This is a genomic window from Roseiconus nitratireducens (genome assembly GCF_008629675.1).
Lineage (GTDB): Bacteria > Planctomycetota > Planctomycetia > Pirellulales > Pirellulaceae > Stieleria > Stieleria nitratireducens.
This window is the reverse complement of record NZ_VWOX01000007.1, coordinates 213,755-238,557: the sequence shown is the minus strand read 5'-3', so window position 1 is coordinate 238,557 and position 24,803 is coordinate 213,755. Positions and strand designations below refer to the sequence as shown.

The window sequence follows — 24,803 nt, the reverse complement described above, 5'->3', positions numbered from 1 at the left end:
AATGGTCCATCGCGATCGATATTGCCCCCAAGCCCGTTGGCAAATGGCACGTTGGCGAAGCGAAAGGCACGGTGCCGACCGTCACGAACCTCTACACCAATTCCAAGGAAGACGTGTCCGACGGGGTCCGGCATCTCCCGCTTGTCATCCCGCTTGGCGACGAAGCAAGTCGGTAGCAGGTGCTCCAGAAGTACCCGCCGAACTTCAAGGTGGTGATGCTCGGTCGGACCAAATGACCTTGCCCTGCGAACTCGACGTGGGCCGACCTGCGATAGTCCGTAAGCCCACGTCCACCTTTCTACGAAGACCTTGAAACATCAACACGCTTTGCACTTTCGCGATTACTAAAAGGAACAGCATGAAAGTCATGAGGCCAGCTGTCGTCGTGGCGACGGCATTTCTTTTCGTCAGCTCCGCGTGGGCGCAACAAGAGTCGACGGACGATTCCTCATCGGATCTCCTTCGAGGATTCGAAGGCAAGATCGAGCTGGACGTCCGTGATTCCAAACCGGATTGGACACCGTTCATGCCCAAGAAGGCACCGGAAGGAGCGCCGAATATTCTGTTCATTTTGTACGACGACACGGGCCAGGCGGCCTGGTCTCCCTATGGCGGCCGCCTCAGCATGCCGACACTCGACAGCCTCGCCGCTGATGGGCTGATTTACACCAATTGGCATACTACCGCCCTGTGCTCGCCGACACGTTCCACATTGCAGACCGGCCGCACCCACTGGATCAATGGGTATGCCAATGTTGCCGAAGGTGCAGAGGGATTCCCGGGTTATAGCACTCGCTTTCCCAGAGAGGTCACGACCATTGCGGAAGTGTTGCAGTCCAATGGCTACGCCACCTTGTGGCTCGGCAAGAACCACAATGTGCCGGAAGTTGATGTGGCGCCGGGCGGGTATCGCGGCGAGTGGCCGTTGCAGAAAGGATGGGACCGCTTTTACGGTTTCCTCGGCGGCGAGACCAACCAGTGGTATCCGTTCCTGGTCAAGGACAACGATTTCATCGAGCAGCCGTACATGCCCGAGGATGGTTATCACTTGTCCAAGGATCTCGCGGATCAGGCGATCGAGATGCTCCGTAACAAGAACGCTTCGAATCCATCCAAACCCTTCTTCATGTGGTTCAACCCCGGGGCCAACCACGCGCCACACCAGGCTCCCAAGGAATGGATCGCCAAATACAAGGGCAAGTTTGACGACGGTTACGACGCCTATCGCGTATGGGTAACTAAACGGATGAAAGAGAGGGGCATCATCCCCGAGAATACCGTCAACACCGCCGTCAATCCTCTTCCGAAAGACTTGGCCAACCCGTTGGATTACGTCCGTCCGTGGAACACACTGAACGACCAGGAAAAGCAGCTCTTCAACCGCATGGCGGAGGTCTGGGCGGCCTATTCCTCTTACACGGACCACCAGATCGGCCGTGTCATCGACTACCTGAAGGAAACAGATCAGTACGAAAACACGCTCATCATTTACGCTGCCGACAACGGCACCTCCGGAGAGGGATCGCCCAACGGTTCGGTCAACGAGAACAAGTTTTTCAACAGCTTTCCGGACAGTCTCGAAGACAACATGAAGTATATCGACAAGCTGGGCGGTCCCGACACCTACGAACACTTCCCGACCGGCTGGGCTGCCGCCTTTTCGGCGCCTTACAAGTTCTTCAAACGCTACTCAGAGTACGAGGGGGGCACCGCGGATCCGCTGGTGATCAGCTGGCCCAAAGGCATCAAGGCACGTGGCGAGCTGCGCCACCAGTACCACCATTCAACGGATATCGTGCCGACGCTGCTCGAGATCACCGGACTCGAAATGCCGGAGTTCAATCACGGCGTAAAACAGTACCCGCTCTACGGCGTATCCATGGCCTACACGTTTGATGCCAAACCGGACGCCCCGACGCAGAAACGGGTCCAGATCTACGAGATGTTCGGCACGCGCGGTATCTGGAAGGATGGATGGCATGCAGCCTCCGTGCACGTTCCGCTGGGTGGAAAAGGGGACTTCGATCAGGACGAATGGGAGCTTTACAACATGGTGGAGGACCGCTCGCAGTCTAACAACCTCGCCGACAAGTACCCGGATAAGCTGAAGGAGCTGAGAGACCTCTGGATGGAACAGGCGAAAGAGAACAACGTGCTGCCACTGGACGATCGCCTTGCTGTAGAAATCATAACCGTCCCACGCCCGACCGAAGAGCCTCCCCGCGACACGTACCGGTACTACCCAGATACGGAACCTGTACCGGAAGGGGTGGCGGTCAACGTGCGGGGTCGTTCGTACAAGATCCTTGCCAACGTCGAGGTCACCGACAAAACCGAAGGCGTGATCTTCGCCCAAGGTTCACGCTTCGGCGGCCATGCGCTGTTCATCAAGGACCAGAAGCTCTACTACGTGTACAACTTTCTTGGCATCGAGCCGGAGCAGGTGTTCGAGTCTGACGTGACACTCAAGCCGGGTAAATACACCCTCGGCATGGCGTTCGAGAAGACTGGCAAAGGCGACCATGGCGAGACCCTGGGCGAGACCAAGCTCTATGTCGACGACAAAGTGGTGGCGTCCGGCAAGATGCGCACCCAGCCGGGCAAGTTCAGCTTCTCCGGTGAAGGCCTCTGCGTCGGATACGACAGCGAAGACGCGGTGAGTACGCTGTACAAGGCCCCGGGCAAGTTCACCGATGGCACGATTCAGGGCGTTGCAGTGTCGGTCAAGGGCGAGCCTTACCTGAACCTCGAACTCGAAGCCAAACGCATCATGAGGCGGCAATGATTTGTGCCGCTCGCAGGCAATGACTTGGACGGGAAATCGCCGTTTCTTTGAGTTGTTCGTTCTCGTCGTGACGCTCGGCCTCTGGCCGGGCGTCGGCGGGGCGGACGATCCGCAAACGTCGCCGCGCGATGTGCCGCCGGTGGCTCAGGATCAGCCGAAGCCTGAATTGGAACGCCCCACGGCGTGGGGCGAACCGACGGAGGTGCAGATCAGAGTCATCGTCCTTGATATCGATGAAGTGAATTCGGCCGATCAAAGCTTCGCCGCAAGCGTGTTCTACGAAGCCCGCTGGAAGAGTCCGTTTCTGGTTCACGAAGGCCCCGGACCAATCAATCGACGATTGACGGAGATTTGGAATCCTCAGCTGACCATCGTTGGCTTGCAGAATCAGTGGAGGTCGTATCCTGACTTTGTCGAGATTCAGCCCGATGGAACGGTGATCGAGCAGCAAAAAGTATGGGGCCATTTTTCGCAACCCTTGGAGCTGCACGATTTCCCATTCGATAGCCAGGTCCTCTCCATTCATCTGGTAGCGCCGCGACTTTCGGAACAAGACATCACCGTCGTACCACTCGTCGCGAACGGAATTCCATCTCAAATCGCAAAGTCGTTCTCGTTACCGGATTTCGACGTCGTCTCTTGGAAAGCGGAGCCACGGCCCTACCTGGGTGTCGAGACTGCGGAGGGTCGCGCCGGGTACGAGATGCGAATTGGCATAACCCGCCGGGCAGGCTACTACATCCTGAAAGTGATCATTCCCCTGTGCCTGATCGTCATCATGTCGTGGCTGCCAAGGTGGATTGATCCCGAGCAAGTCGGAACAAGTATCGGCATCTCAACTTCCGCTTTTCTGACGCTGGTTGCCTATCTGTTTGCAATCACTGTGATGCTGCCCCGCGTTTCTTATGTCACTCGCATGGACCGGTTCATCCTGTTATCGACACTCTTGGTCTTCGTGGGCTTGCTTCAAACGGTGTCCAACACCACCCTGTTAAAACGCGAGAGAAAGGCACTGGTCAATCGCTTCGACCGCTGGTCCCGCTGGCTGTATCCGATCCTGTTGATCGTTGTTTTGAGCGTTTCCTTCATGCTCTGAAGAAGAACCGGCCCCCATCGTGACTGACGCACACACAAACCATGGGGGTGAAACACGCCGACAGCACTCACCCGACCATGGTGTCGCGGTTGGCGGACGACCGTGCATCATTCCGTCCTGAACGATCTTTTGCGGATCAGCGTCTGTTGCCGCGAGGTTTTCCGCGAAGGCTCAATCTTACTCCTTCTCGGGTTTCGGTTTGATGCGTCGTCAGCCGTCGCCGAATCAGCCGTCTGGAGTGTCTCGAGCGAGTCTTTCGAATGGTGGTCCGTCAAGTTGGCGACGAACGGTCGAAATCACTCGTTGGTCGCAGCGAGTGAAGCGGCCAACTGCTTCTTGATGTCAGTCCATTCAGTTGCCGAAGCCACCAGCTTGCCGTCGGGGCCGATCAGGTAGTACGTCGGCACCGAGCTGATTGCCAATTGACGGGCCATGTCGGAACCTTCGCCGAGGTAATTCTGGCACCAGCTCCAGTTCATTTGCTTCGCCAATCGGCTGGCTTGACCGGAGTCTTCATCGATGTTCAGTCCGACAAAGGTGACGGCGTCTGCCGCCAGATCGTCGGCCGTGTGTTGGATGTCGGGCATGCTCGCGAGACACGGAGCACACCAACTGGCCCACACCTGCATCAGGACATGACGCCCCGCCATCTCGTTGACCGTCTGTTGTTCTCCAGTCGCATCAACGAACTCGAAAGCACGCATGTCGCTGCCCGGACGCGGCCCGGCGCGGCATGGCACTTCGATTCGACCTAGATCCATCGTTTCATCGCCTCTCACCTGGACGGGAACGATCTTCTCGCCCACGGTTTCGACCAGGCAGCCAGCGGGTTGCTCGTAAAGGCGAATCACGAGATCGTAGTCGCCCGGGGCAATTCCCGTCACCCGCAGGTCTCCGTCAGGGGTCAGCTTGACGAAATGGTGCTCGCGCGTCGCCAGGTAGTCAGAAAAATGTGGGTCCAGGCTCCAGGCGAGCTGCATGGGACTGGACGGATCAAAACTCAACGGCGGAAAATCTTCGGGCAACTCGCGTATCGAGCGGTCGCGGCTGACCAGGTAGTTGAGTGAATACTGACGATCCAGCGGGACTTCATCGCGACCGGTCGCCACCACCTGCCCGGTCAGGACGGCACCGTCACCACCAAGTTCCACTTCGCGGCGTTCACCCGGTCGCAGTTCCAGAGGCAGGCTCTGTGCCGACGTCAGCGGAGAATCGCGCCAGGGCCCCAGGTACGGTCTCAGGCTACCGGTGACGGGCGGAAGACGTTCAAACGAAAACGTGCCGTCGGGCCCGGTTTGAGCGTGGTAGGAATCCTGGAATCTCGGTTCGCCCAGTCCTCGATTCACCAGAGCGCTGAAATAGATGGACTGATTCCCCACCGGTTTGCCGTCTCGCATCAAGCGACCAGAGACTTTCGCCCACGGCTGGAGTTTCAGTTCGCCGACGGAATCGTCCTCCGGCTGGAGAAGCTTCTCGACGAAGCCCGCCTCGTGCAGGACCCGAAGCCGAACCGGCTCCGTGGTCGCGCCCAGTTCAAACCGGCCATCGCTGTCGGTTTCTCCGATCCGCTCGCGAAACCCGCTGGGTTCCCCGTTGCTCGTGTTAGGAACCCAGGTCGGGGTGCCTTCCAGGACGCTCGCGTTGGCAACCGGCGTGCCTTTTGCGTCCAGAACGCGACCTTTCCGAGCCGGCGCACGTTCCAGTTGCGCGTTGAGAGTGGCTCGACCGTCCAGCGGGCCGAAGGACTCTTCGCTGATGATGGACCGATAACCCTCCGCTTCGAAACGGACGCGATAGCGATCGTTGGGGTCGGCGCTGCCCGTGAGCGGCAGCTCGTAGCGGCCTTGGGCCCCTTGCTTCACATCCGCATACCGTGTGCTGAAAAAGTTGGGACGAAAGACAATGACCGGCATCACTTGAAAGTCTGCGATGGGCTCGCCCGTCGTTTTATCCGTCACCAAACCCGTGGCAACTCGCGCGCTCGCGAGCGTCACGACGTGGGGATCGCTTTTCGCAACGAGGGCAATCTCCTGTCGAGCAAACCCCTTGGCTCCCACGCTGTATCGAACTGGTTCTTCGGGTGCCCAGTCCCAGACGAACACGCCTTGTTCGTTGGCTTGTCGGGGAATTCCGTAGTCCGGGACGTTCGGATGTTTGTGGTTGTGCAGGGCGTTCGAGCCCTGCCAGGTATTCGATGCGCTTGAATTTGCCAGATAGACGCCCACCTTTGGCACGGGACTTCCCGCGCTGTCGACGAAGCGAATCGTGATTCGCTTACCCGGTTGCAGTTCGAACGGTTGTTCCGCAGAGTCACTGCCGACTTTGATCATGCGTCGCTGTGCGGCAAAGCCGGGAGCAACAATCGTGATCGGGTATTCGGCTTCGGGCAGCGGTGGCGTCCGAAAACTGCCATCGCCTTGCAGTTCTGCTTCAAAGACGCCGTCGTTGAAATATGGCTCGTCGCTCCAAACGACCCAGCCCTTGGTGACCGGCTTTCCTTCTCGGTCCACGACGGTTCCATGGACGGGCGTTCCGCGGTGCAGGACGACTTCCGCCGCACCTCGCCGAAGCTCAGCGGTACCGACACCTTGGGCGCGTTGAGATTCGCCCCAGTACTTGTCCGTGACAAAGTCGTCGTGGCTCAGTTTCAACTCGAACGTCCAGTCGGTTCCCTTCTCGCGCTGGGCTGGCGCATTGTTAAGCTGCCAACGTCCGTTGGAGTCCGTCTTCACCGTCGGTTGGCCAAAGGAATCGGTAAGCCACGTGCTGACGCCCGGCACGTCATCCACTTTCACGCGAACGTGCACGCCTTCGATGGGCTGGCCCGCTTCGTCGACAATCCGACCGCCGATGGGATGGCCTTTGGCAAGCCTGAACTCCAACTCATCAGGAATTAACTCGCCTTCACGGTGTGTTCCCTGTCCGAAGTTTTTGAATTGCCCGACGTAGCCCGGTTGTTTGGGCCACAAGCGAAGGATGTTGAGCCGCTTTGGCAACCGCAGAACGACCATTCCGTTTGCATCGGCAGTGTGCTGCTTTGGCGTGCGGTAGCCATCGTAACCCTCGGCGTACCAGACTCCGATTTGCAGCATCGCACCCTCAAGCGGTTTCCCCTGATCGTCCAGAATGCGAATTCGCATATCGCGAAGGCTGGCGTCGGCGGAGTCGCTCGCTTGCGTTTCACTCTCCGTTTCCTTCTCGGTGTCGGAGGAAGGCGTCTGGGCCCGTGTCTGGAACTCGGCCGTCCCGACAAGGCAGACGAGCGCCGCCGCGAACGCGAACAACATGCGAGCGGACGTCCGACTGAGCGACACATGCCGGCGAGTACTGTCGAGAATGGCCATGATCCGACTCTCGACATTGCTACTGTGAGCCATGCCGACGGCGGTCGCGTTGGCCTGATGGCGGTAGGACCGGGCAATGTCCAGCAAGACGTCGGCATACCCCGCGGGCTGCTGACCACAACTGAGCACCAAATCGTCACAGGCCGTTTCCCGCAGCTTCCGCATTTGAAGCAGGCCGTACCAGGCAAGCGGATGAAACCAGTACAAACCGAAAGCCAATCTCGCCACGGTTTGTGCGAGCACGTCTCTTCGTGCCACGTGAGCCAGTTCATGAAGCAGGACCAGTCGCCTCCGCTCAAGACTCCAGCACCTCGCATCGTTTGGCAGGATCACGGCAGGATGCCATACTCCGGAACTGACCGGTGAATGTGCTTCCGGGTGTTCGAGCAACTGAACCCGTCCCCTTACGCCAAGCATACGAGAGGTTTCGCTGAGCAACCCGATCCAATCCTCGTCCATCAGCCTGGTGCAACGGCCAAGCATGCGGTTGAGCAGCCAGTGCCGCCAAACGGCACGAAGCAGAATGATGCCCGCGCCGGTGCCCCAAACAATCACCAGCATTCGGGACCACGAGAATGCGAAACTGGACGCCAAGCTTGCGGTTGCCGACGCGGCAGGGGCGACCTCCGAGCCGGGCGATTCCTGCCCGCGTGGCATGCTCGACCCGCGTTCCTCCGCTGGCGGTCGCGAAGCTCGCGTCACAACGGGTCGCTGCTGGCGAACTTCGATGAAGGGAAGCGAGCCGTCGTTTCGCGGGGAGGAAAAGACCGCGGGTGGTTCCGAGTTCGCGATCGTGCTGACTTGGGGTTCCGCACCGATCTGCATCCATGCGGGAATACACGCAGGTGTCCATCCCGGCGAAACCACCGAGACAACCGGAATGAGAAGACAACCGACAAATCCCAGCGTCCACCAGCGATGCTGCGCGGCAGCCGAGCGTTTGCGGAGAACAAGGGATCCCAACCAGACGATCGCCAGGAACAGCGACGCTTTCACAAAGACGTCCAGCAACCACGTCGACAAAATCACGTTCTGGTGCACGACTATTTCCCCTGCTTTCGAGCTCGTTTGATGGCCTGTTCCAACCGGTCCAGATCTTCCTCGTTCAATTTCTTTGCCGAATCATCGATCAATGCAGCCAGCGCATCCCCCGGCGAACGCGGAAAAAAGGTGTCGACGACACTGCGGAGCGCCGTCCGGGCAGCCGACCGTTTCGATTCGACGGGCGAATAGTAGTGCTTGACGTCCGAGCGGTCTCGGCGGACGTGGCCCTTGCGTTCGAGTTGCCCGATCATCGTGCGCACGGCGGAATAGCTGGGCGGATCGGCAAGCTTTTCTCGCACCTCGCTGACGGAGGCTCGTCCCAATTGGAACAGGACATCCATGATCTGCTTTTCGCGAGGCGCAAGTGGAGAGCTGATTGTCTTCCTGGGAACCATGGTCGATCGGCCTTTGTGTCAATTTTTTGGCAGGTGTTAGCGTATTGGCACCTCCGGCCCAAGTCAACCGAAATCTCAGAACCTCATCCATCTCGCCCTGAGAATCGCTCCCAAGAACGCTTCAAGCCTGCGGCTCCACCGCCTCCGCCGCTGCAGAACCACTTCGTTGAACGTTGGCCAACCCGGGCATGCCGGCGTGGTCGAAGCATTGGAATCGGGATCCCTTTCCGTGAGCCGCGTGGCGCCAGCCGCGGGCTTCTTTGCGTCCACCGGCGGCTTGCGCCATGCCGCTGTTCACACGGCACTGCGGCCCCAATTCCCCGCCGGAATCTCAAGCATCGGCAACTCAAGTTGTCGAGCGTGCCGTCGTCGAGACCCGGCACGCGGATACCTGAAGTCGCATCGATCCCCGTGCGTAACAGACAAAGGAGCGAGAACTGCCAAAAAGAAAGGCCCGCCAGTTGGTGCTGACGAGCCTGATTGCGTTGGAGGTCCGCTTTGCCTGACGCGGTGCAGTGGGGACAAAATCAATTCGAGCCGCCGTTTTCCTTCAGTTTCTCGACGATGCCGTCAAGATTAAACGAACCTGGCTTCTGGCTCGGTGGGAACTCAATAAACGTCTCCGCGAATTTCGCCGCCATCTGCTGCATGGGCACGATGACGTAAGGACGATCGAGGGCCCAGTCATTGTAAGTGTTCGAATTATGCTGGGCCTTCTCGAAGGGGTCGCGACGTAGATTGAAAAGCAATGGGAGACGCAACTCGGTGAAGGGCTCTCGCCAGAGTTGAAAGGTTCGGCCTCGGTTCGAAAGAAAGACGGACTTCCAGTCGCTTAAGCGAATGGCAACCACTTTGCCGTCGTCGTTGAAGTACCAGAACTCCTTACGTGGCGAAGCCTGGTAGCTTTCGGTGGGGGACTTGTAAGTGTCGGCGTTGGAAAGGTACTCCGTCATGTCGTAGCCATCGAGATGGTTTTTGTAGGTCCGGCCGATGGCTTCGTACCCGTCGAGCAGATCTTCCTTGATGTCGGTCTTGCCAGCGGCGGAGGCGAAGGTAGGCAGCCAATCCTCGTGGGCGACAATGCCGTTGACGGTCACACCTTTGGGAAAGTGACCGGGCCAACGGACATATGCCGGGACTCGGTAGGCACCCTCCCAGTTGGAGTTTTTCTCGGAACGGAAAGGCGTCGTTCCCGCATCCGGCCAAGCGTTGTAGTGTGGACCATTGTCGGTAGAGTACTGGACAATGGTGTTGTCGGCGATGCCAAGGTCGTCCAGAAGTTCTAGCAGTTCGCCGACATGCATGTCGTGTTCCACCATGCCGTCGGCATATTCGTCGGAGTTGGGTCCGGCAAGATTTTTGTGTTCCTCTTTGACGTGAGTCCGGAAGTGCATTCGCGTTCCGTTCCACCAGCAAAAGAACGGTTCGCCAGCTTCGTGTTGACGCTTGATGAAATCCTTTGCGGCGGCGAGCGTCTCCTCGTCGACGGTCTCCATCCGCTTCTTGGTGAGTGGACCGGTGTCTCGGATGTCCTGGGAACCGTCAGCATTGACCTTGGATTTGATGACACCCCGCGGACCATACTGTTCCAGAAAGGTCTTTCCGTTGGGTAAGACATAGTCGCCTGGGTAGTCGCGATTCTCGGGTTCCTCCGAAGCGTTGAGGTGGTAAAGAGGGCCGAAGAATTCGTCGAAGCCGTGGTTCGTGGGAAGGTGCTCGTCGCGATCACCTTGATGGTTTTTACCGAATTGGCCGGTGGCATATCCGAGTGATTTCATGACCGCGGCGACCGTGATGTCTGACTCTTGCCAGCCCTGTTCAGCGCCAGGCAGGCCGACCTTCGTCATTCCTGACCGCACCGGGACCGAGCCTGAAAGAAACGCAGCGCGACCGGCAGTGCACGATTGCTGGCCATAGTAGTCAGTAAACGAAATCCCCTCCTTGGCGATGCGATCAATGTTGGGCGTCCGATATCCCATCATTCCACGGTTATTGTGGCTGATGTTCCAGGTGCCAATATCGTCTCCCCAAATCACAAGGATGTTGGGTTTTTCCGCGAGCGCCGGTTCAAGCCCGTACAAACTGAAAGTCGCGAGCAAACCGAGTAAAAAAATTCTCATCGATGTGTCTCCGTGGTTTCAAAAAGCCAGTAGCGATCAACATGGTAGCAGAAACTCTTTTGATCATTGATCTTCCCGAAATATTCATATGCAACTTGTTTGCTGGCCCCCCAGAAGATGCTCCGGTTTCATTCTCCGGTAGCAGTGACGAGTGACAAATGAGTCCTGGACCACACATGACTACTACCTCGATGACGGCTACCTGGTGTTTGACTGCACCGGCCGCTTTCACCGCGAGCGAAAACTTCGACGTCGGCGTCGATCTGGGGTCAGTCGTTTCTCGAGATTACTCCGAACACCGACCCTTTCGCTTCAACGGAAAGATCCACCAGGTGCGTGTCGCCCTGAAGTAGTGTCGCTTGTGGACGGGGCGACGCTTGGCTGGATCGATTCTGGCCTAGTCGATCTCGCCGCAGCTTCCTGCGGCTTTCAACACGACCGCCACGCGTCAAAGCGACACTACCGCGTTGCTACTGCCGTCCAATCGCCGCACGGATGGCTTCCTTCGGATCGATCAGGTGATTGTCCGGATCGTCGGCAATCGAGAGCCGCACACCCCGAATTTCACCGTTGAAGGCATTACCAACGGGCCCGTAGTCCGGAGAGACCGGGGCGCCCGAATCTTCGCCCACGTCGCACCCGTCATCGGCGGAAAACACGATGGCGAGCGTCGCGTCGACCTTGCCTTCACCGACTTTCTGGCCGTCCACATAGAGCGTTGACGTGCCGCCCTTGCCCATGCCGCCGCCCGCGTAGTCGAACTCCATCCGCACCTGGTGCTGGCCAGAAGGAAGCCGTTGGGCGGATTCCACGAAGAAGTTTTTGAAACCTCCCCAGTTGTAGCAATACTTGAGCCTGCCGTCCTTCGCGTACAGGCTCCAACCGCCGATGTTCGCGCCCTGAGAGATGATGACGCCCTCGGCTCCCTTGTCCGGCACGACAATCTCCGCCGTCACCGAGTGCGACTTGTTCTTGATGCTCAGCACGTTGTTCTCCAACAGCCGCCCCATCCCACTAAAGAGCAGTTGCTCATCGCCGCTGATCAGGATGGGTCTGCCAGCGGTATCCGGGTTCATCTTCTCGGTCAGGCGGTCGTCAAGGGGAAGGACGTTGTACCGCGTGGCCTCGATCAACCACTGCCGCTGAAGCTCGTACAGTTTCTCCGGCATCTCCTTTGCAAGATCGTTTGCCTGTGTCCAGTCCTTGTCGGAATAGAGCTCCCACTTGTCGTCATCCAATGCGGGCATTTTTGCGTCCTGCGGTGCCCAGGGCGTCCGGTGTTTGGTGACGGCCGTCCAGCCGTTGTGATACAGGCCGCGGTTTCCGAACATTTCGAAGTACTGCGTGGTATGCCGTTCCGGGGCGTCCGCATCGTTGAACGAGTAGAGCATGCTTTTCCCTTCAATGGCCTCCTGCTGGAAACCGTTGACGGATTCAGGATGCGGCAGACGGGCCGCCTCGAGAATGGTCGGTGCGACGTCGATGACGTGGGCAAATTGATGGCGAATCTCTCCCTTCGCTCGGATTCCGTTGGGCCAATGAATCACGGTTCCGTTGCGAGTGCCACCCCAGTGCGAAGCGACTTGCTTGGTCCACTGATAGGGAGTGCACATGGCAAGAGCCCAGCCAACGGCGAAGTGGTTGTACGACTGCGGGCCGCCGAATTTTTCGATCCGGGCAGTCAGATACTCGGGCGTCTCAAGGTCCTGAAGACCATTGAAATAACTCATCTCGTTGTAACAGCCGTTGATGCCCCCCTCGGCCGAAGCGCCGTTGTCACCCACGATGTAATAGACAAGCGTGTCGTCAAGGATTTCAAGATTTTCTAACGCGTCGATCAATCGGCCGACATGATGATCGGTGTACTCCAGGAAACCGGCGTAGACTTCCATTTCGCGCGCGAGTACTGGCTTGAAGTCTTCAGGGACTTCTTCCCACCTTGGAACCTCAGCGTTGGGCGCTGTCAATTTCGCATCCGCTGGAATCACCCCAAGCTGCTTTTGCCGTGCGAATGTCTGTTCGCGGAGCTTGTCGTAACCCTGGTCGAACTGGCCCTTGTACTTATCGGCCCACTCTTTCGGCACATGGTGCGGTGCGTGCGTGGCACCGGGCGCGAAATAGACAAAGAATGGCTTTTCCGGCATGAGTGCCTTCTGCTGACCGATCCACTTGATCGTCTTGTCCGTCATGTCGGGCACGAAGTGGTAGCCTTCTTCGGGCGTTCGTTCGATCTCGACCGGCGTGGTCCCCTCATAAAGCGTTGGATACCACTGGTTCGCCTCACCGCCGATGAAACCATAGAAGTACTCAAATCCGTTCCCGCCGGTTGGCCATGCATCAAACGGACCAGCCGGGCTTGTCTGCCACACCGGAACCTCGTGGCACTTTCCAAAATGTGCCGTGGAATAGCCGTTCAGCTTCAGTGTCATTGCCAGAGGCGCTTTCGAGTTCGGCCGCACCGAACTGTATCCCGGAGCGCCGGTGGCGATCTCGGTGATGCCCCCCATCCCGACGGAATGATGGTTGCGGCCGGTCAGCAATGCCTGACGCGTCGGCGAGCAGAGGGCGGTCGTGTGGAAGCGGGTGTAACGCAATCCGCCTTGGGCAAGCCGCTCCAATGCCGGGGTTTGACAGGGTCCGCCGAAAGTGCTGGAGGCGCCAAAGCCTACGTCGTCGATCAGAATGACAAGAACATTGGGCGCGCCCTTGGGAGGCCGAACTCGAGGGATCGGCGGAAACTTGCTGTCGGGATCCTTTGCGTCGTACGTGATCAGATCCGCGCGAATGGTGTTCGCCATCGGCAGGTGCGCGCGCGAAACAGAACCAGCCGCAGGCAATCCTCCCGTTTGACCGATCGATTGAGCGTTCACGCCGGAGAACGCAACCGCTGCGAAACAAAATGTGACGGCCATCACATGGGGTCGAATCTTCATCGTTGGCTCCAAAGGTGGTCGACCTGACACGCAAGACACTGAAATCTGAAAACGCACAGCCGAGTGCCTCAGGATTCAATAGACCTTTGGTCTCAGCTGGCATCCCGACACATTCTCCCCGACTGTTTTCTCAGCCGCAAGCAAAAGTCGCCAAACTATTGAGGGTTTCGGAGTCTGTGATACACCAACGGAAGCACTTCGCTCGTGGCTTGCAGAGAGCAGAAAGACGGGAGAGCGAAATCAGAGAACTGAGGACAAAATGGTCGTAGGAGCAAATCGGTATCGATCAAAGTTCACTTGGGGCACGCACGTCGTTTGATCCGGCTTCCTGTTTTTGCGACAACAACCATGTCGCATCCGATCGAAGCAAGTCGGTCCGTCGCGGTTGAGTGATCGACTGATCGATCATGACATGGCGTCACGATCCCTCCGCCGGTCCTCAATCAAACCCAATGGCGCAAGCAGGATTGCCACCGGCAAACCAAAGCAGGCACCGTACAAGCCGCCTTTCACCATCCACTCGGTACTGCCGGGTGGCAACACCTCCGCGGTGGCTCCAGCGAAAAAGCAGGCGATCATGGCCCCAATTGCGCTGGCAATGATCGAGGCGGGCCAATTGAACCGGAACGTCAGGAGCCGCGCGAAGCATGCGGCCGTGACCAGCCCGATTCCGATCAGCGTTAGCGCAGCCCCGGGTGGCCACCACAGACGACCAACGATCATCGCACAGGTCAGCCCGACAAGCGCAGAAACCGCGGAGCATCCACCGTATTTCAAAATTAACTTCATCCGTCGCTGTACCTCCGTTTGCTAAAGGGGGCCTGTTCGCTTCACTTCGGTGCGCAAAAACGGGAATTCCTTAGGCATCATCTGCTGCCCCTTCAGTCGTCTTCACCATTCGGCGCTTCCGGCGGCTTGTAGGGGTTCGGGGAATCCCTGTCGATTGGACGTCTTTGGCTGGTAGTCGGACCCGCATCGGTAACGGAACCCGGCCACCGACTCGCAAGCGCCATCCGGAATCCGTCTGAGCAATGCCACAACTCGATGACATCATCCGATTGCCGGATACCGAAGCGAGTTCGCTTCCAGGTTACCCAGGCCAAGACGAGCAACCAAAACGGAAAGAATCCCATCGCGGCGAAGCCGAGAATTGCCAGTCCATCCAACGCGTCGAGCCAACCGAGCAAGACGCCGATGCCGTAAATAGCCGCTGAAGCAAACAGGAGAATCAGACAGATTCGAGCTGGCCACTTCAGCCACTCACCCATGGTCTTTTCATCGGATTTGAAATGGTCGGCGCACAAAGGCAGACGAAGCTCATCTCGTGCCCATGAAGTTGCGATCGAACGCCAGAGCGGGTTCAACAAATACGCAATCGGAACGGCGAGAATGAAAAATCAGCCCTCCCGAATCACGGGTAACCGAATGGAGACGACAGAAAAGATGGCCAGGAAGACCACGCCAAGGACCACGGGACGACAAACCAATAAAATCTTGGGTCGGCCGACCATCGTCGCGCTATCCGATACACGATCGATTGATCACGACTTGACAGACACCAGACAGGAACGGATCGAAAGTCACTTGCCGGCTTGTCGCATTCGGCACAACAACCAAGATCATGGATTGGCTGCTTCGCGGGGATCAGGACGTTCGGCAAACCGTGCTCCCGCAAACGATTGGTACGAAACTCGTAGGGATTGAACGGTGACGACAGCGGGGACTGATCCGAGAACCAACCGATCCCGAAAGACTCAACTTCATCGTTTGATTGTAGCGTTCGTCAGCTCCACTGGAGGAAGTCCGCCGTTGTGCTGGCGCGGGCCAAGATTAGGACTGCACGGTTGCCGTCCGTGAAGTAGGGATCGCCCGTCAGGTTGTGTCTTGGTTCGTCTTCGCTGGCCCCTTCGACACCTGACACATACCCGTATTTCGCCACTCGCTGCGCCGAAAGAAGATTGTCGATCACGTAGTCGCGTGCTTCGTCCACGTCAGGATCGATACGATGGGTCGTCAGATTCCAGGTCTTGGCCGTGAAGCGGACCCCGATATCGCGGCTGACCTGGCCGATCCAAACGGGTTGCTGCTCGAACGCTAGCGGCGTTGGCCACAGTCGCAAATGGATTCGTTCGTTGATACTGGCGCGCGCTTTTTGCAGTGCAAGTGTCTGCATCTTCCCGTCCACGAACAGCGAACTGACTGGCGAATACCGGTATCCCGCATCCAGCAGGAAGGCGCGAGCAGTTTTGATGCAAGTCGACAAGGTGATCGCTTCGGACTCGTCCCACCTGCCGCCAAAACACTGCCGAATCGTGATCCGGTCGCCGATGACGACCAGGTTCAGCGGATCCCCTTCGATGGTTCCCAGCTTGTTGGTCGTGCACCTTGCGAAGGAGGCTAACCACGTTTTCAACTCGTCGCCGCTGACTTCACGAAGTTGGCTCGTTTCGGCAGGCTCGTCCGTATCGCGGACAACCAGTCCGGGAACCTGTAACGAAAAACTGAACTGACAGACTTTCCCTGCGGCGTTGAACTCGAGATCCAAGTTCTTCGTGCCTTCGTCCAAATGCGTGAAAACAAATCCCGCACGTTTGGAACCAGGTGCGATTGGACCGATCCGAAAGCTCTCTTGCTTAAAAAGTCGATTGATACGCTTGTTGGCGGCGTGGGCGCTCGCGAGCTTGAAGGGCAACAGCGGCAAGAGAGGCAAGAACAACCACGCCAGCAACCCAAAGCTAAGCAATCGTTCCCCGAGAGAAAAATGACTCACGTAGGCCGCCTCGAGCGGCGTGTAGTACATCGGATCGACACTATAGAGGTCGAGACGGTAGGGATGTTCGGATTGGTTCACGGACTCGATCCAAACAGCTTGCAAACCGCGGTGGGCTAGTTGCACACCGAAGTAACGTTCGCTTTCGCGGTCGCTCAGGACGGCGACCTTGACCTCCAGGTCATCGTTGGCCTGCCGTTGCACACGGTCCAGGAACGACTTGTCTTCGGGGTGCGGTTCATAACCGACGGTGAGTAGTCGCGGTCGCCTGGAAGTTACTTTTGGCATTGTTTTTCATTCTCGTCGGAGACGCCCCGCCAGCTTTGGGTTGGTTCGTTCAATCGTTGGATCGATGGTCCGGCTCACTCCATCCGTCGTCGACAACTCGGTGGGTGAAGCAACTGAGTGGAATCGCCAAAAAAATAATGCGAGCCGCGTTTAGATTGACAAATGAGAGTGCGATTGCGAGCAGGCTGACAAGCGGCGTGTAGAAGATACGTTTCTGCATACTTGCAATCACTTCCTCCGTCACTTGCTCGCCGATCAATCGATGACCACGCGTTGCGTAAGACCAAATCGCCATCAACGAAAGGCCGCACATTGCTTGAGTCAATGCGTAGAGAATCATCGCCAGTTCGTCGTTCCGATAGGTCACCTGCAGACCGGTCGGGAACGAGACGAATGTCACGCACAGGAGGAAAACGCCATTGAGGGCAATGAAGAACTTGTCAACGCGATTGATGTAGTGAAAGATCGCAAAATGCTGCACCCAATACGTTCCGATCAGGAAGAAACTTGTGACGTACCCGTGGATTGGGAGCAAGGACTCATTGAGAAATGCCAGCAGTTCCTTCTCGGGGACTTTCGTCGAGGAAGGAACTTGGATTCCAAGCACAAGAATTGTGATCGAGACGGCGATGACACCATCGCAAAAAGCGCCAACTCGCTCAGGCTTGAACATGACTTTTGCCTTCTTTGCGAAATGCCTGCGACACGATCCACTCTCTTGCTGGACAGCACCACTTTGGGTGAGCCGCCTGGTGCGAACGACGGGTGCTCTCGCATCGACCGGCGGCTAGCGCCTTGCCGCTTATCGCACTGCGACTCACGGTGTTCGTAATTGAAAATGGCGCTGTCCAGCTGGCCACGCAAGAGGGCAGCCAAGTCAAGCTCCCGCCAATTCAGGCTGCTCGGTCAGACGATAGTTGATCGTATTGCAAGCCATTTTGAAAGGAAAGCTTTAAATGGGGACGCGGGTCAATTCAGGAGCAGCGGCGGAGTGGAGGGCAATCGCACGTTCAAACAGCGTGCAATCAAGAGATTGCGTAAGCCATCGGTTTCAGACAGGGCCTCACCGCCACGGGTCACACTCCCTCCACGATCAGCCCTCGGTAGACGGCGCCCCGAAGCCGGTGCTGAGTGGCTTCCTGATACGCCGGACTGTCATACCAAGCACGGGCCTCCTCCAGACTCGGAAACTCGGCGATCACGACTCCCTCCACCTCTGGCCCTTCGAGCGTCACGTGCCGACCGTAAGCGGCCAGCGGCTTGATGGGATGGTCTTCCATCGCGGCAGGGGCTTTCTGCCAGTACGATTCTAGCTCCGACTGGTCGAGCGTCTTCTCACGGATAAATACGATGTATGCTGACATAAATGGACCTTTGTGGTTGCAAGTGAATTCGTCCGCGGCGACTATCGCAGGCCGCCGGACGCCAGGATGATTTCGCCCGTCAGCCAGCCGGCATCGTCGGACGCAACAAAAGCGACCACCTTTGCAATGTCCGATGGCGTCCCGATGCGGCCGAGCGGCGTCATGGCGACAAGCTGGCGTTCGAACTCGCTGCCGGCGCCATACAACCCAGCCGACTTCGTCCCTTCGCTCAACGTCGCCCCAGGATTGACGGAGTTGACGCGGATGCGACGTGAGGCCAACTCTTTCGCGAGACACCTTGTCACGGTATCGAGCGCGCTCTTGCTGGCGGCGTAGATGCAATAGTCAGGCGGACACATTTGCGAGGCTCCGGAACCGATGTTGATGATGCTGCCACTGGAACCAAAGTAGGCGAGCGACTCGCGGATCACGGTCATCGGCCCCAGGACGTTCGTGTTGAATTCCCGCTGAAACTCTTCCTCAGTGAATGCTTCAATACCCATAGGCTGGTAAACGCCCGCGTTGTTCACCAGCACATCCAGCGTGCCGAAAGTCTCCGCGACTTCCGCCAGCAACCGCCGGACGTCGTCCGCCTTCGAGACATCGCCCCGAGCCGTCACGGCACGACCACCCGAGGCGATAATCTCCTGAACGACTGCTTCTGCACCGCGTTGGTCCTCCCGGTAATTCACGGCGACCGCTGCCCCTGCCGCGGCCAGCTCCCTTGCGATCGCTGCACCGATGCCCTTCGATGCCCCCGTTACCAGTGCCACACGCTCTCTTAATTGCGACATCTCAAGTGTCCTCATTGCCAGAAAGAAACTGCCTCTCAATGGCACAGACCCGCCGCCGTGCCCAGTGTGACAAGCACCCGGGCAAGAATCTCAGTTTAGATCGAGTGTTGCGCGAACTTCCGGCAGATCGAGCAGCCGTCGAATCCACCCGGCCTGCTCCGAGGACTCGAGAAACGGATGATCGCGAAAGATGGCCGCGAAGGTTTGATCGGCCACTTCGTCAATTTCACGAATCGTGTCGGCGGCTGCGTCCCGAATCCGCTGGACGTGAGGAGCGACGAAGAGCAGGTGATGCGGGTCGACGTGCCCGGCGTCAATGAATCCCTTGGTCTTCTTCGGACAGCGGCAAGGATTGCTCGCATTCACCAGCCCGCATTGTCGGTTCATGAAGTGATAGAGATCGCGGCGAGCGCGTGCCAAGCATTGGCGAAAGTTGGCCGCCGTCATTTCCATGACTTCGCCGCCGACGGTATCGCACGCACCGATGATTTCCCCGAGCGTGAAGATCAACCGCTGCCGTCGATCCAGGCAAAGCAGCATGCCCGTCGTGCAAGCGACCTTGGTCTCTTCGACCAAAAGTGGAACGTCCACCGGCACGCTCCTGGGGTCGGGCAGGTCCAGGTCGGGGGTTCCGTTGATGGCATCGGCGTAAGTGGAAAAAGTGTGTGGCACCACTTCGCCGCCGCGGCGTTTCATGTTCAGGACGTGATTCGCCGTGATGCGGTACAGCCAAGTACGGAACTTGCTCTCGCCGCGAAACGTGCTGAGTCGGGTGACTGCCTTGATCAGCACTTCCTGGGTCACCTCCTCAGCATCCTGAGGATCGAAGACCATCCGGACGGCAATGTTGTAGATCCAAGCCTGGTGCCGTAAGACGAGTCTTTCGAGCGATTCACGATTGCCACCCTTCGACTGGCGTACCAGTTCGACGTCGTCAGAATCATCGTCCGCGGCTTCTGCAAAAGGATTGGGCATCGGTGTCCTCATGGGGGCATTCAAAGTTAGGTCGTGGTACCCACAGAGACACCTCCCGGAAGGCACTGTGACAGACATGAGACGATTTTGCCGCAAATGGCCCAATTGGTTGCTGTAGCACTCAGCCATGGGCGGGACGAAGCTTTCGATGGTGACGCGGGCCCTTCAGGAAAGCCACCGCCGTCCCTGCCGTGAAGCAATTTGCAGCGATTGGCCGCCGATCGCGATCCGGTGGCTGACCCCGCCCGCGGCTTCGGCTTCATTGCCGGACGCAGGTTGGCCACACACTCAGGAGACTTGTCCCCGCGCTCGGACCAGAATGTCACCAACCTCGACTTCCGGTGGCTGATTGATCATGCTCACGATGAGCGACGCGACTGCAGCCGGAGGCAACAATGCTTGAGCGTCCCGCAACTGTTGTTCGCGATCCGGATTGCGGCGAAGATAATCACCCAGAATAGGTGTATCGACAAAGCCGGGCGAGAATGCCCCGACGCGGACGCGACGACCTGCGGCACGTAATTCCTTGCGTAGCGCCTCTGTGATAGCGCTCACGGCGAATTTGGTCGGTGCGTAAAATCCGCCCGCACTCGGCACACGGTGACCGCTCTGGCTGGAAACGTTGACTATCAAACCGTCTTCTTCCATCAACGGCAGCGCACACTGGCAACACAAAGCGAGCGCATGAACGTTGATTTCCCACATCCGCTGCCAATCATCCGGGTCGCCGTCGGAAATTCGGGAGGAGAGAGCCAGACCAGCGGAATTGAGCAGGCTGGCGATCGATTCCTGGTCGTCGGCAAGTGATTGAAAGAAGTTCTTGATGGCAGAGACATCGCGCAGGTCCAACTGCGCCGGCTCAACCCCTTCAGGCAGCCTTTCGATCGATCTACCAATGCCAACGACCCGCTTCCCCTGTTCGACAAGCAGTTTTGCCGTTGCCTGACCGATACCGGACGTCGCTCCGGTCACCAGATGGATCGGTGTTGGCATGAGAGTTCTCCCTGAATGAATGATCGGATGTACCAGCAGGAAGTTGTAGCTTAGGCCAAACCTTTCGTGTGACTCGGGCCGGTGGGGATTCCTTCCCGGTCGATGAAACCGGAACGCAGAAGTGAACGAGTTTTTCGCGCGGAGGTGAGTCAAATCGATGTGGATCTGGGCCACACCGAACCCACGTCGGTCGAGATAACTGGGGAGATCGCGATGACCTCATCGAAACCGTGCGTGTGCCGTGCGTTCTCGACGAGAGTCCTCAGCGTCCTTTCCAGGAACGCCTCGACCTTTATCGTCAATGTCTGAAGATGAGTCGCCAGTTTCACCACGAGGTTCATCCGAAAACGGTCGGAGTCATGACAGGTATCTGCGCTGCTCTCTACGACTTGGGCCGGCACGACGAACTTGAACGACAAGCACGCGAAGGAGTGATGCATGCGACGACGCTCGGCTATGGAAACGGCATCTCCACGCTTGAGAATTTCCTGATCTTGTCCTTCCTGCAACGTGGGCTTGCTGCCAAACGCATTGCGGGGCTCGAGAAATATTTGAAATCCGAGACACAGATTGATTCAAATGACCAGAACGAACCGGCCGAAACAGGGCTTCTTCGGTTGAGACTCCAGAGTGACCTGGTGGGTGGGCTAGCCGCCTTCGGCGGGACCAACCGCTAGATCGATTCGGACGCTTGATGTGCAGTAGTCGAGACTTTATCTGACACCACTGTCTGCTAATGAAGAAACGTCTTCGGGTGCAACGCAGTGGAAATGGGCGCAGCGCCCGGCTCAAGTTGAAACACGGTCTACTTCATCAACGCGTGGATTCGACTTGGGAAAGTGATCTCACCCATGTTCAAGCACCCATTGGGCGGCGTATCGATTCAGTTCGGCACTGTTAGCGAGATTGAGCTTGATCTTCAGCTTCTCGCGGTAGGTGTCGATCGTGTGTACGCTCAGGTGCAGAAGCGTCGCGATGGCGCCGGTGGTCTGGCCTTGGCCGATCAGTGTCAAAACTTCCAGTTCACGATTGGACAGACTGTCGATTGGGTTTTTGCCGGATTCGACTATCCCGCCCACCCGACTTTTCAAGATGCGCTCGGTCATCTCCGGGCTCACGTAAGTCTTACCCGCAAGGACCGTACGGATCGCGTCAATCAGTGTCTCGCGCGCGGTTTGCTTGCACAGATACCCCATTGCCCCGGCGTGCAGCGATCGTTCCGCGTAGACCGTTTCGTCGTACGTGGAGTTGACCAGCATTTTGGTCTTTGGGTGTTGCGTTCGGATTCGTTTGATCAAGTCAATGCCGTGCCCGGTCTTCAGCGAAATGTCGACGATCACCAGATCCGGACGCAGATCACGCACTTTCTGCATGGCTTCGGCGACATCCTCTGCTTCCCCGCAAACCGAGAGATCCGTTTCGTCGGAGATTCGTGTCGCCAGACCGTCGCGCATCATGGGATGGTCATCAACGATCAGGATCTTGGCGGGATTCGACTTCCTAGCGGTCATCGTCTTGTACCTCCCCGTCCGCAACGGTGCACGAGACCAGCGTGCCCCCCGTCTCAACGGCTTCCACCGTGAGTCCGGCACCAATCAAGCTGGCACGATATTGCATGGTTTTCAATCCCATTCCATCGCTCCGTCGAGCTAAATCAAAACCCTTTCCATCGTCTGCGACACGAAGCACGATCTGTCCGTCTTCGTACTCCAATGCAACGAGGATGTGTTCCGGGCGGGCGTGTTTCAAAGCGTTGGTCAAAGCTTCTTGGGCGATCCGGTACAGGTGCGTCGCCGTCAAGTCGTCGCCGATCTGGATCGGCCGCTCGCATTTGAATGCACACGTGATGCCCGACAGCTGATCGGTCCGGGACGCGAGTTCACGCAAGGCTTCGACCAGTCCCATCTGATCAAGTCTTCCCGGGACCAGTCCCCGAGAAACCGTTTGTACCTCTCGGTGAGCTCGGTCGATTCCCTCAACAATTCGTTGCGCCAAACTACGTTGTTTCGATCTCGACGCGTCCGGTTGATCGCCAGATTCATTCGTGAGATTGTTCAGGAGCGTCTGTGCCAGCATCCCAAGTCCGGCAAGTTCCTGCTGCGTGCCGTCGTGCAGGTCTTGTCCGATACGGCGTTGTTCGTCCTCCGCGATTCCCACAAGGTCTCGAAGTAACATTTTTCGTTCGCTGCTGTCACGGATGATGCCGGTGAACAAATCCAAATGGTCAACTTCGCTGACAGCCAAATCAATCGGGAAGGTGGATCCGTCCTTACGCTTTCCCGCGACCTCCCGGCCGCTGCCAATGATGCGGGCCTCACCGGTCTCACGGTACCGAGCAAGGTAGTCATCATGTTCGTCACAATAGGGGGAAGGCATCAGGATCTTGATGTTCTGGCCGATAAGCTCTTGTTCCGTGTATCCGAACAGCCTTTCGGTGGCGGGGTTCACATCGGTAATAACGCCGTCCCGGTCGATATTGATGATGGCATCGGCTGCGGTATTGAGCACCGCCTGCAGACGCTCTTCCCGTTCTCGCAACGCTTGCTGATCCTGCAACCGCTCGGTGACGTCCTGACCCGTGCAAAGTAAGCCGTTGAACTCACCATCGGCGCTGGTCAACGGTGCATCGTACCACTCAATTCGGAGCTCCCGTCCGTCCTTGGCGACGATCGAATTCACTTCGCCACGTGTCCGTTCACCGCGGAGCGAACGATCGAACAAGCCTCTCGCGCTCCTTCGTTCGCGCTCGGGAACAAAGACCTCAAACCAGTCACGTCCGCGCACCTCGGCGAGCTGCCAACCGGCCAATTCCTCGAGGTAGGGATTGAAGCGTTTGATTCGCCCTTCGGTGTCCAGCAAGACGATGATGTGCTGCGAGGACGCGATGATCCCTTCACTCAACTCGTGCTCACGACGCAATCCCTCTTCGGATTGTTTCCGCTTGGTAATGTCTCGGTGGATCGCGACGAAATTCGTTCGGCGACCGTCTGAATCGAATAGCGGCGTGATGAAGAGTTCGGCATCATAGGGTGTGCCATCTTTGCGATAATTGGCCAGTTCGAAAAGCACCGAACGTCCGGCAGCTAATTCGGATTTGATTCGTTCCAGCGTATCGCGATCGGTGGCATCTCCCTGAAGAATACGCGGCGACTGGCCAATCAACTCCTCAGAGGTGTAGCCGGTGATACGACAAAGCGCATCATTGACGAAAACGATTTGAGGTCCGGGCCAGTCCAAATCGTCATTGGTGATCAAAATCCCTTCGCCTAAATGGGCGACCGCTTCGGTCAAGAGCCGCACGTGCTCGATGCTTCGATTCAGCATCGTCTCGCTGCCGACCAGCGATTGCCCCAGGTTGATGTTCAGACGCTGAAACGCCTCCTTCGCGATTTCCTGTTCAGCAATGTCGATCATCGCCGAACGGCAGCGATTCACGCTGCCGTCCGCATCGGAACAGGCACGACTCTCCAACCGAATCCTCTGCGGCCGGCCATCGGAAGCGCGCAGCGGAAGCTCGACAACCCTGTTTCGACTGTCGGCGAAGACAGTTCGACGATGCAGGTGCCAAGCCTCCTTCGCCTGATCGGGTAGGAAGTCGGTCAGCTTGCGATTGACCAGGCCGTTGCGTTCGACCCCCAACATGGTGGCGGCAGTCAAATTCGCCTCCAAGATTACGCCGTGTCGATCGAGGGTCAGGTATCCGACCGGTGCGAAATCGTATAAATCCGCGAAACGGTCTCGTGAACAGGCCAGTTCGGTCTGGGCTCGGCGTAGCTCTTCGTTTTGAATTTCGAGTTCCATCTGATGCACTTGAAGCTCGTGAACGAGCTTTTGAATGTCTTCTCGTGACATCCCGGAAACGTCGCTCCTTGACATAGCGAGCATTTCTTCGGCACGCGCAC

Annotated in this window: 18 protein-coding genes; 5 read left to right on the top strand and 13 right to left on the bottom strand. The window is 57.7% G+C overall.

Features of this window, described 5'->3' with window-relative positions; translation table 11 throughout:
• Positions 1-358 precede the first annotated feature (358 nt).
• Both FYK55_RS14290 and FYK55_RS14285 read left to right on the top strand, forming a co-directional pair.
• Positions 359-2,785 carry an arylsulfatase gene (locus FYK55_RS14290; RefSeq protein WP_201743716.1) on the top strand — a complete coding sequence of 809 codons (2,427 nt, stop codon included), beginning with the start codon at positions 359-361 and terminating at the stop codon, positions 2,783-2,785.
• Positions 2,786-2,804: 19 nt separating this feature from the next.
• Positions 2,805-3,881 (top strand): hypothetical protein, encoded by a 1,077-nt coding sequence (locus FYK55_RS14285; RefSeq protein WP_150077107.1) that lies wholly within the window; start codon positions 2,805-2,807, stop codon positions 3,879-3,881.
• A gap of 296 nt (positions 3,882-4,177) precedes the next feature.
• Here FYK55_RS14285 and FYK55_RS14280 read toward each other — a convergent pair whose 3' ends face one another.
• The 3 genes from FYK55_RS14280 to FYK55_RS14270 all read right to left on the bottom strand — a co-directional run bounded on the left by FYK55_RS14280 (position 4,178) and on the right by FYK55_RS14270 (position 10,784).
• On the bottom strand, positions 4,178-8,266 hold the full coding sequence (locus FYK55_RS14280; protein WP_150077106.1) for a M56 family metallopeptidase: 4,089 nt from the start codon (positions 8,264-8,266) through the stop codon (positions 4,178-4,180).
• A 2-nt stretch (positions 8,267-8,268) separates the two neighbouring features.
• Positions 8,269-8,664: a BlaI/MecI/CopY family transcriptional regulator gene (locus tag FYK55_RS14275; RefSeq protein ID WP_150077105.1), complete on the bottom strand. Its 396-nt coding sequence runs from the start codon at positions 8,662-8,664 to the stop codon at positions 8,269-8,271.
• A 527-nt stretch (positions 8,665-9,191) separates the two neighbouring features.
• A complete protein-coding gene (locus tag FYK55_RS14270; RefSeq protein WP_150077104.1) occupies positions 9,192-10,784 on the bottom strand; it encodes an arylsulfatase in 1,593 nt (530 codons plus the stop codon).
• 176 nt (positions 10,785-10,960) lie between these two features.
• On the opposite strand from FYK55_RS14270, the gene FYK55_RS29115 reads away from it, so the two are divergent.
• A complete protein-coding gene (locus FYK55_RS29115; protein WP_161604503.1) occupies positions 10,961-11,137 on the top strand; it encodes a hypothetical protein in 177 nt (58 codons plus the stop codon).
• Between the two features lie 117 nt (positions 11,138-11,254).
• Here the strand turns inward: FYK55_RS29115 and FYK55_RS14265 are convergent, their stop codons facing one another.
• Both FYK55_RS14265 and FYK55_RS29740 read right to left on the bottom strand, forming a co-directional pair.
• Positions 11,255-13,717, bottom strand: coding sequence for an arylsulfatase (locus FYK55_RS14265; RefSeq protein ID WP_315854044.1), 2,463 nt, complete (start codon positions 13,715-13,717; stop codon positions 11,255-11,257).
• 405 nt (positions 13,718-14,122) lie between these two features.
• Positions 14,123-14,506 (bottom strand): hypothetical protein, encoded by a 384-nt coding sequence (locus FYK55_RS29740; RefSeq protein ID WP_150077103.1) that lies wholly within the window; start codon positions 14,504-14,506, stop codon positions 14,123-14,125.
• Positions 14,507-14,748: 242 nt separating this feature from the next.
• Here FYK55_RS29740 and FYK55_RS14255 point away from each other — a divergent pair, with 242 nt between their 5' ends.
• Positions 14,749-14,931, top strand: coding sequence for a hypothetical protein (locus FYK55_RS14255; protein ID WP_150077102.1), 183 nt, complete (start codon positions 14,749-14,751; stop codon positions 14,929-14,931).
• A gap of 569 nt (positions 14,932-15,500) precedes the next feature.
• Here the strand turns inward: FYK55_RS14255 and FYK55_RS14250 are convergent.
• The 6 genes from FYK55_RS14250 to FYK55_RS14225 form a co-directional block, all read right to left on the bottom strand.
• Positions 15,501-16,775 carry an LssY C-terminal domain-containing protein gene (locus tag FYK55_RS14250; protein WP_150077101.1) on the bottom strand — a complete coding sequence of 425 codons (1,275 nt, stop codon included), beginning with the start codon at positions 16,773-16,775 and terminating at the stop codon, positions 15,501-15,503.
• Positions 16,776-16,824: 49 nt separating this feature from the next.
• Positions 16,825-17,448, bottom strand: coding sequence for a TMEM175 family protein (locus FYK55_RS14245; RefSeq protein ID WP_150077100.1), 624 nt, complete (start codon positions 17,446-17,448; stop codon positions 16,825-16,827).
• Positions 17,449-17,851: 403 nt separating this feature from the next.
• On the bottom strand, positions 17,852-18,139 hold the full coding sequence (locus FYK55_RS14240; protein WP_150077099.1) for a DUF1330 domain-containing protein: 288 nt from the start codon (positions 18,137-18,139) through the stop codon (positions 17,852-17,854).
• A 41-nt stretch (positions 18,140-18,180) separates the two neighbouring features.
• A complete protein-coding gene (locus tag FYK55_RS14235) occupies positions 18,181-18,933 on the bottom strand; it encodes an SDR family NAD(P)-dependent oxidoreductase (RefSeq protein ID WP_150077098.1) in 753 nt (250 codons plus the stop codon).
• 90 nt (positions 18,934-19,023) lie between these two features.
• Entirely contained in the window at positions 19,024-19,908 is an 885-nt protein-coding gene (locus FYK55_RS14230; protein WP_150077097.1) for an RNA polymerase sigma factor, read from the bottom strand.
• A 288-nt stretch (positions 19,909-20,196) separates the two neighbouring features.
• Positions 20,197-20,901: an SDR family oxidoreductase gene (locus FYK55_RS14225; protein WP_150077096.1), complete on the bottom strand. Its 705-nt coding sequence runs from the start codon at positions 20,899-20,901 to the stop codon at positions 20,197-20,199.
• 311 nt (positions 20,902-21,212) lie between these two features.
• Here FYK55_RS14225 and FYK55_RS14220 point away from each other — a divergent pair, with 311 nt between their 5' ends.
• Positions 21,213-21,578, top strand: coding sequence for a hypothetical protein (locus FYK55_RS14220; protein WP_150077095.1), 366 nt, complete (start codon positions 21,213-21,215; stop codon positions 21,576-21,578).
• Positions 21,579-21,746: 168 nt separating this feature from the next.
• Here the strand turns inward: FYK55_RS14220 and FYK55_RS14215 are convergent, their stop codons facing one another.
• Together FYK55_RS14215 and FYK55_RS14210 are read right to left on the bottom strand one after the other, a co-directional pair.
• Positions 21,747-22,412, bottom strand: a complete 666-nt coding sequence (locus tag FYK55_RS14215) for a response regulator transcription factor (RefSeq protein WP_150077094.1) — start codon at positions 22,410-22,412, stop codon at positions 21,747-21,749.
• Positions 22,402-24,753, bottom strand: a complete 2,352-nt coding sequence (locus FYK55_RS14210) for a PAS domain S-box protein (protein ID WP_161604501.1) — start codon at positions 24,751-24,753, stop codon at positions 22,402-22,404. The genes FYK55_RS14215 and FYK55_RS14210 overlap by 11 nt, the downstream gene beginning before the upstream one ends.
• Positions 24,754-24,803 lie beyond the last annotated feature (50 nt).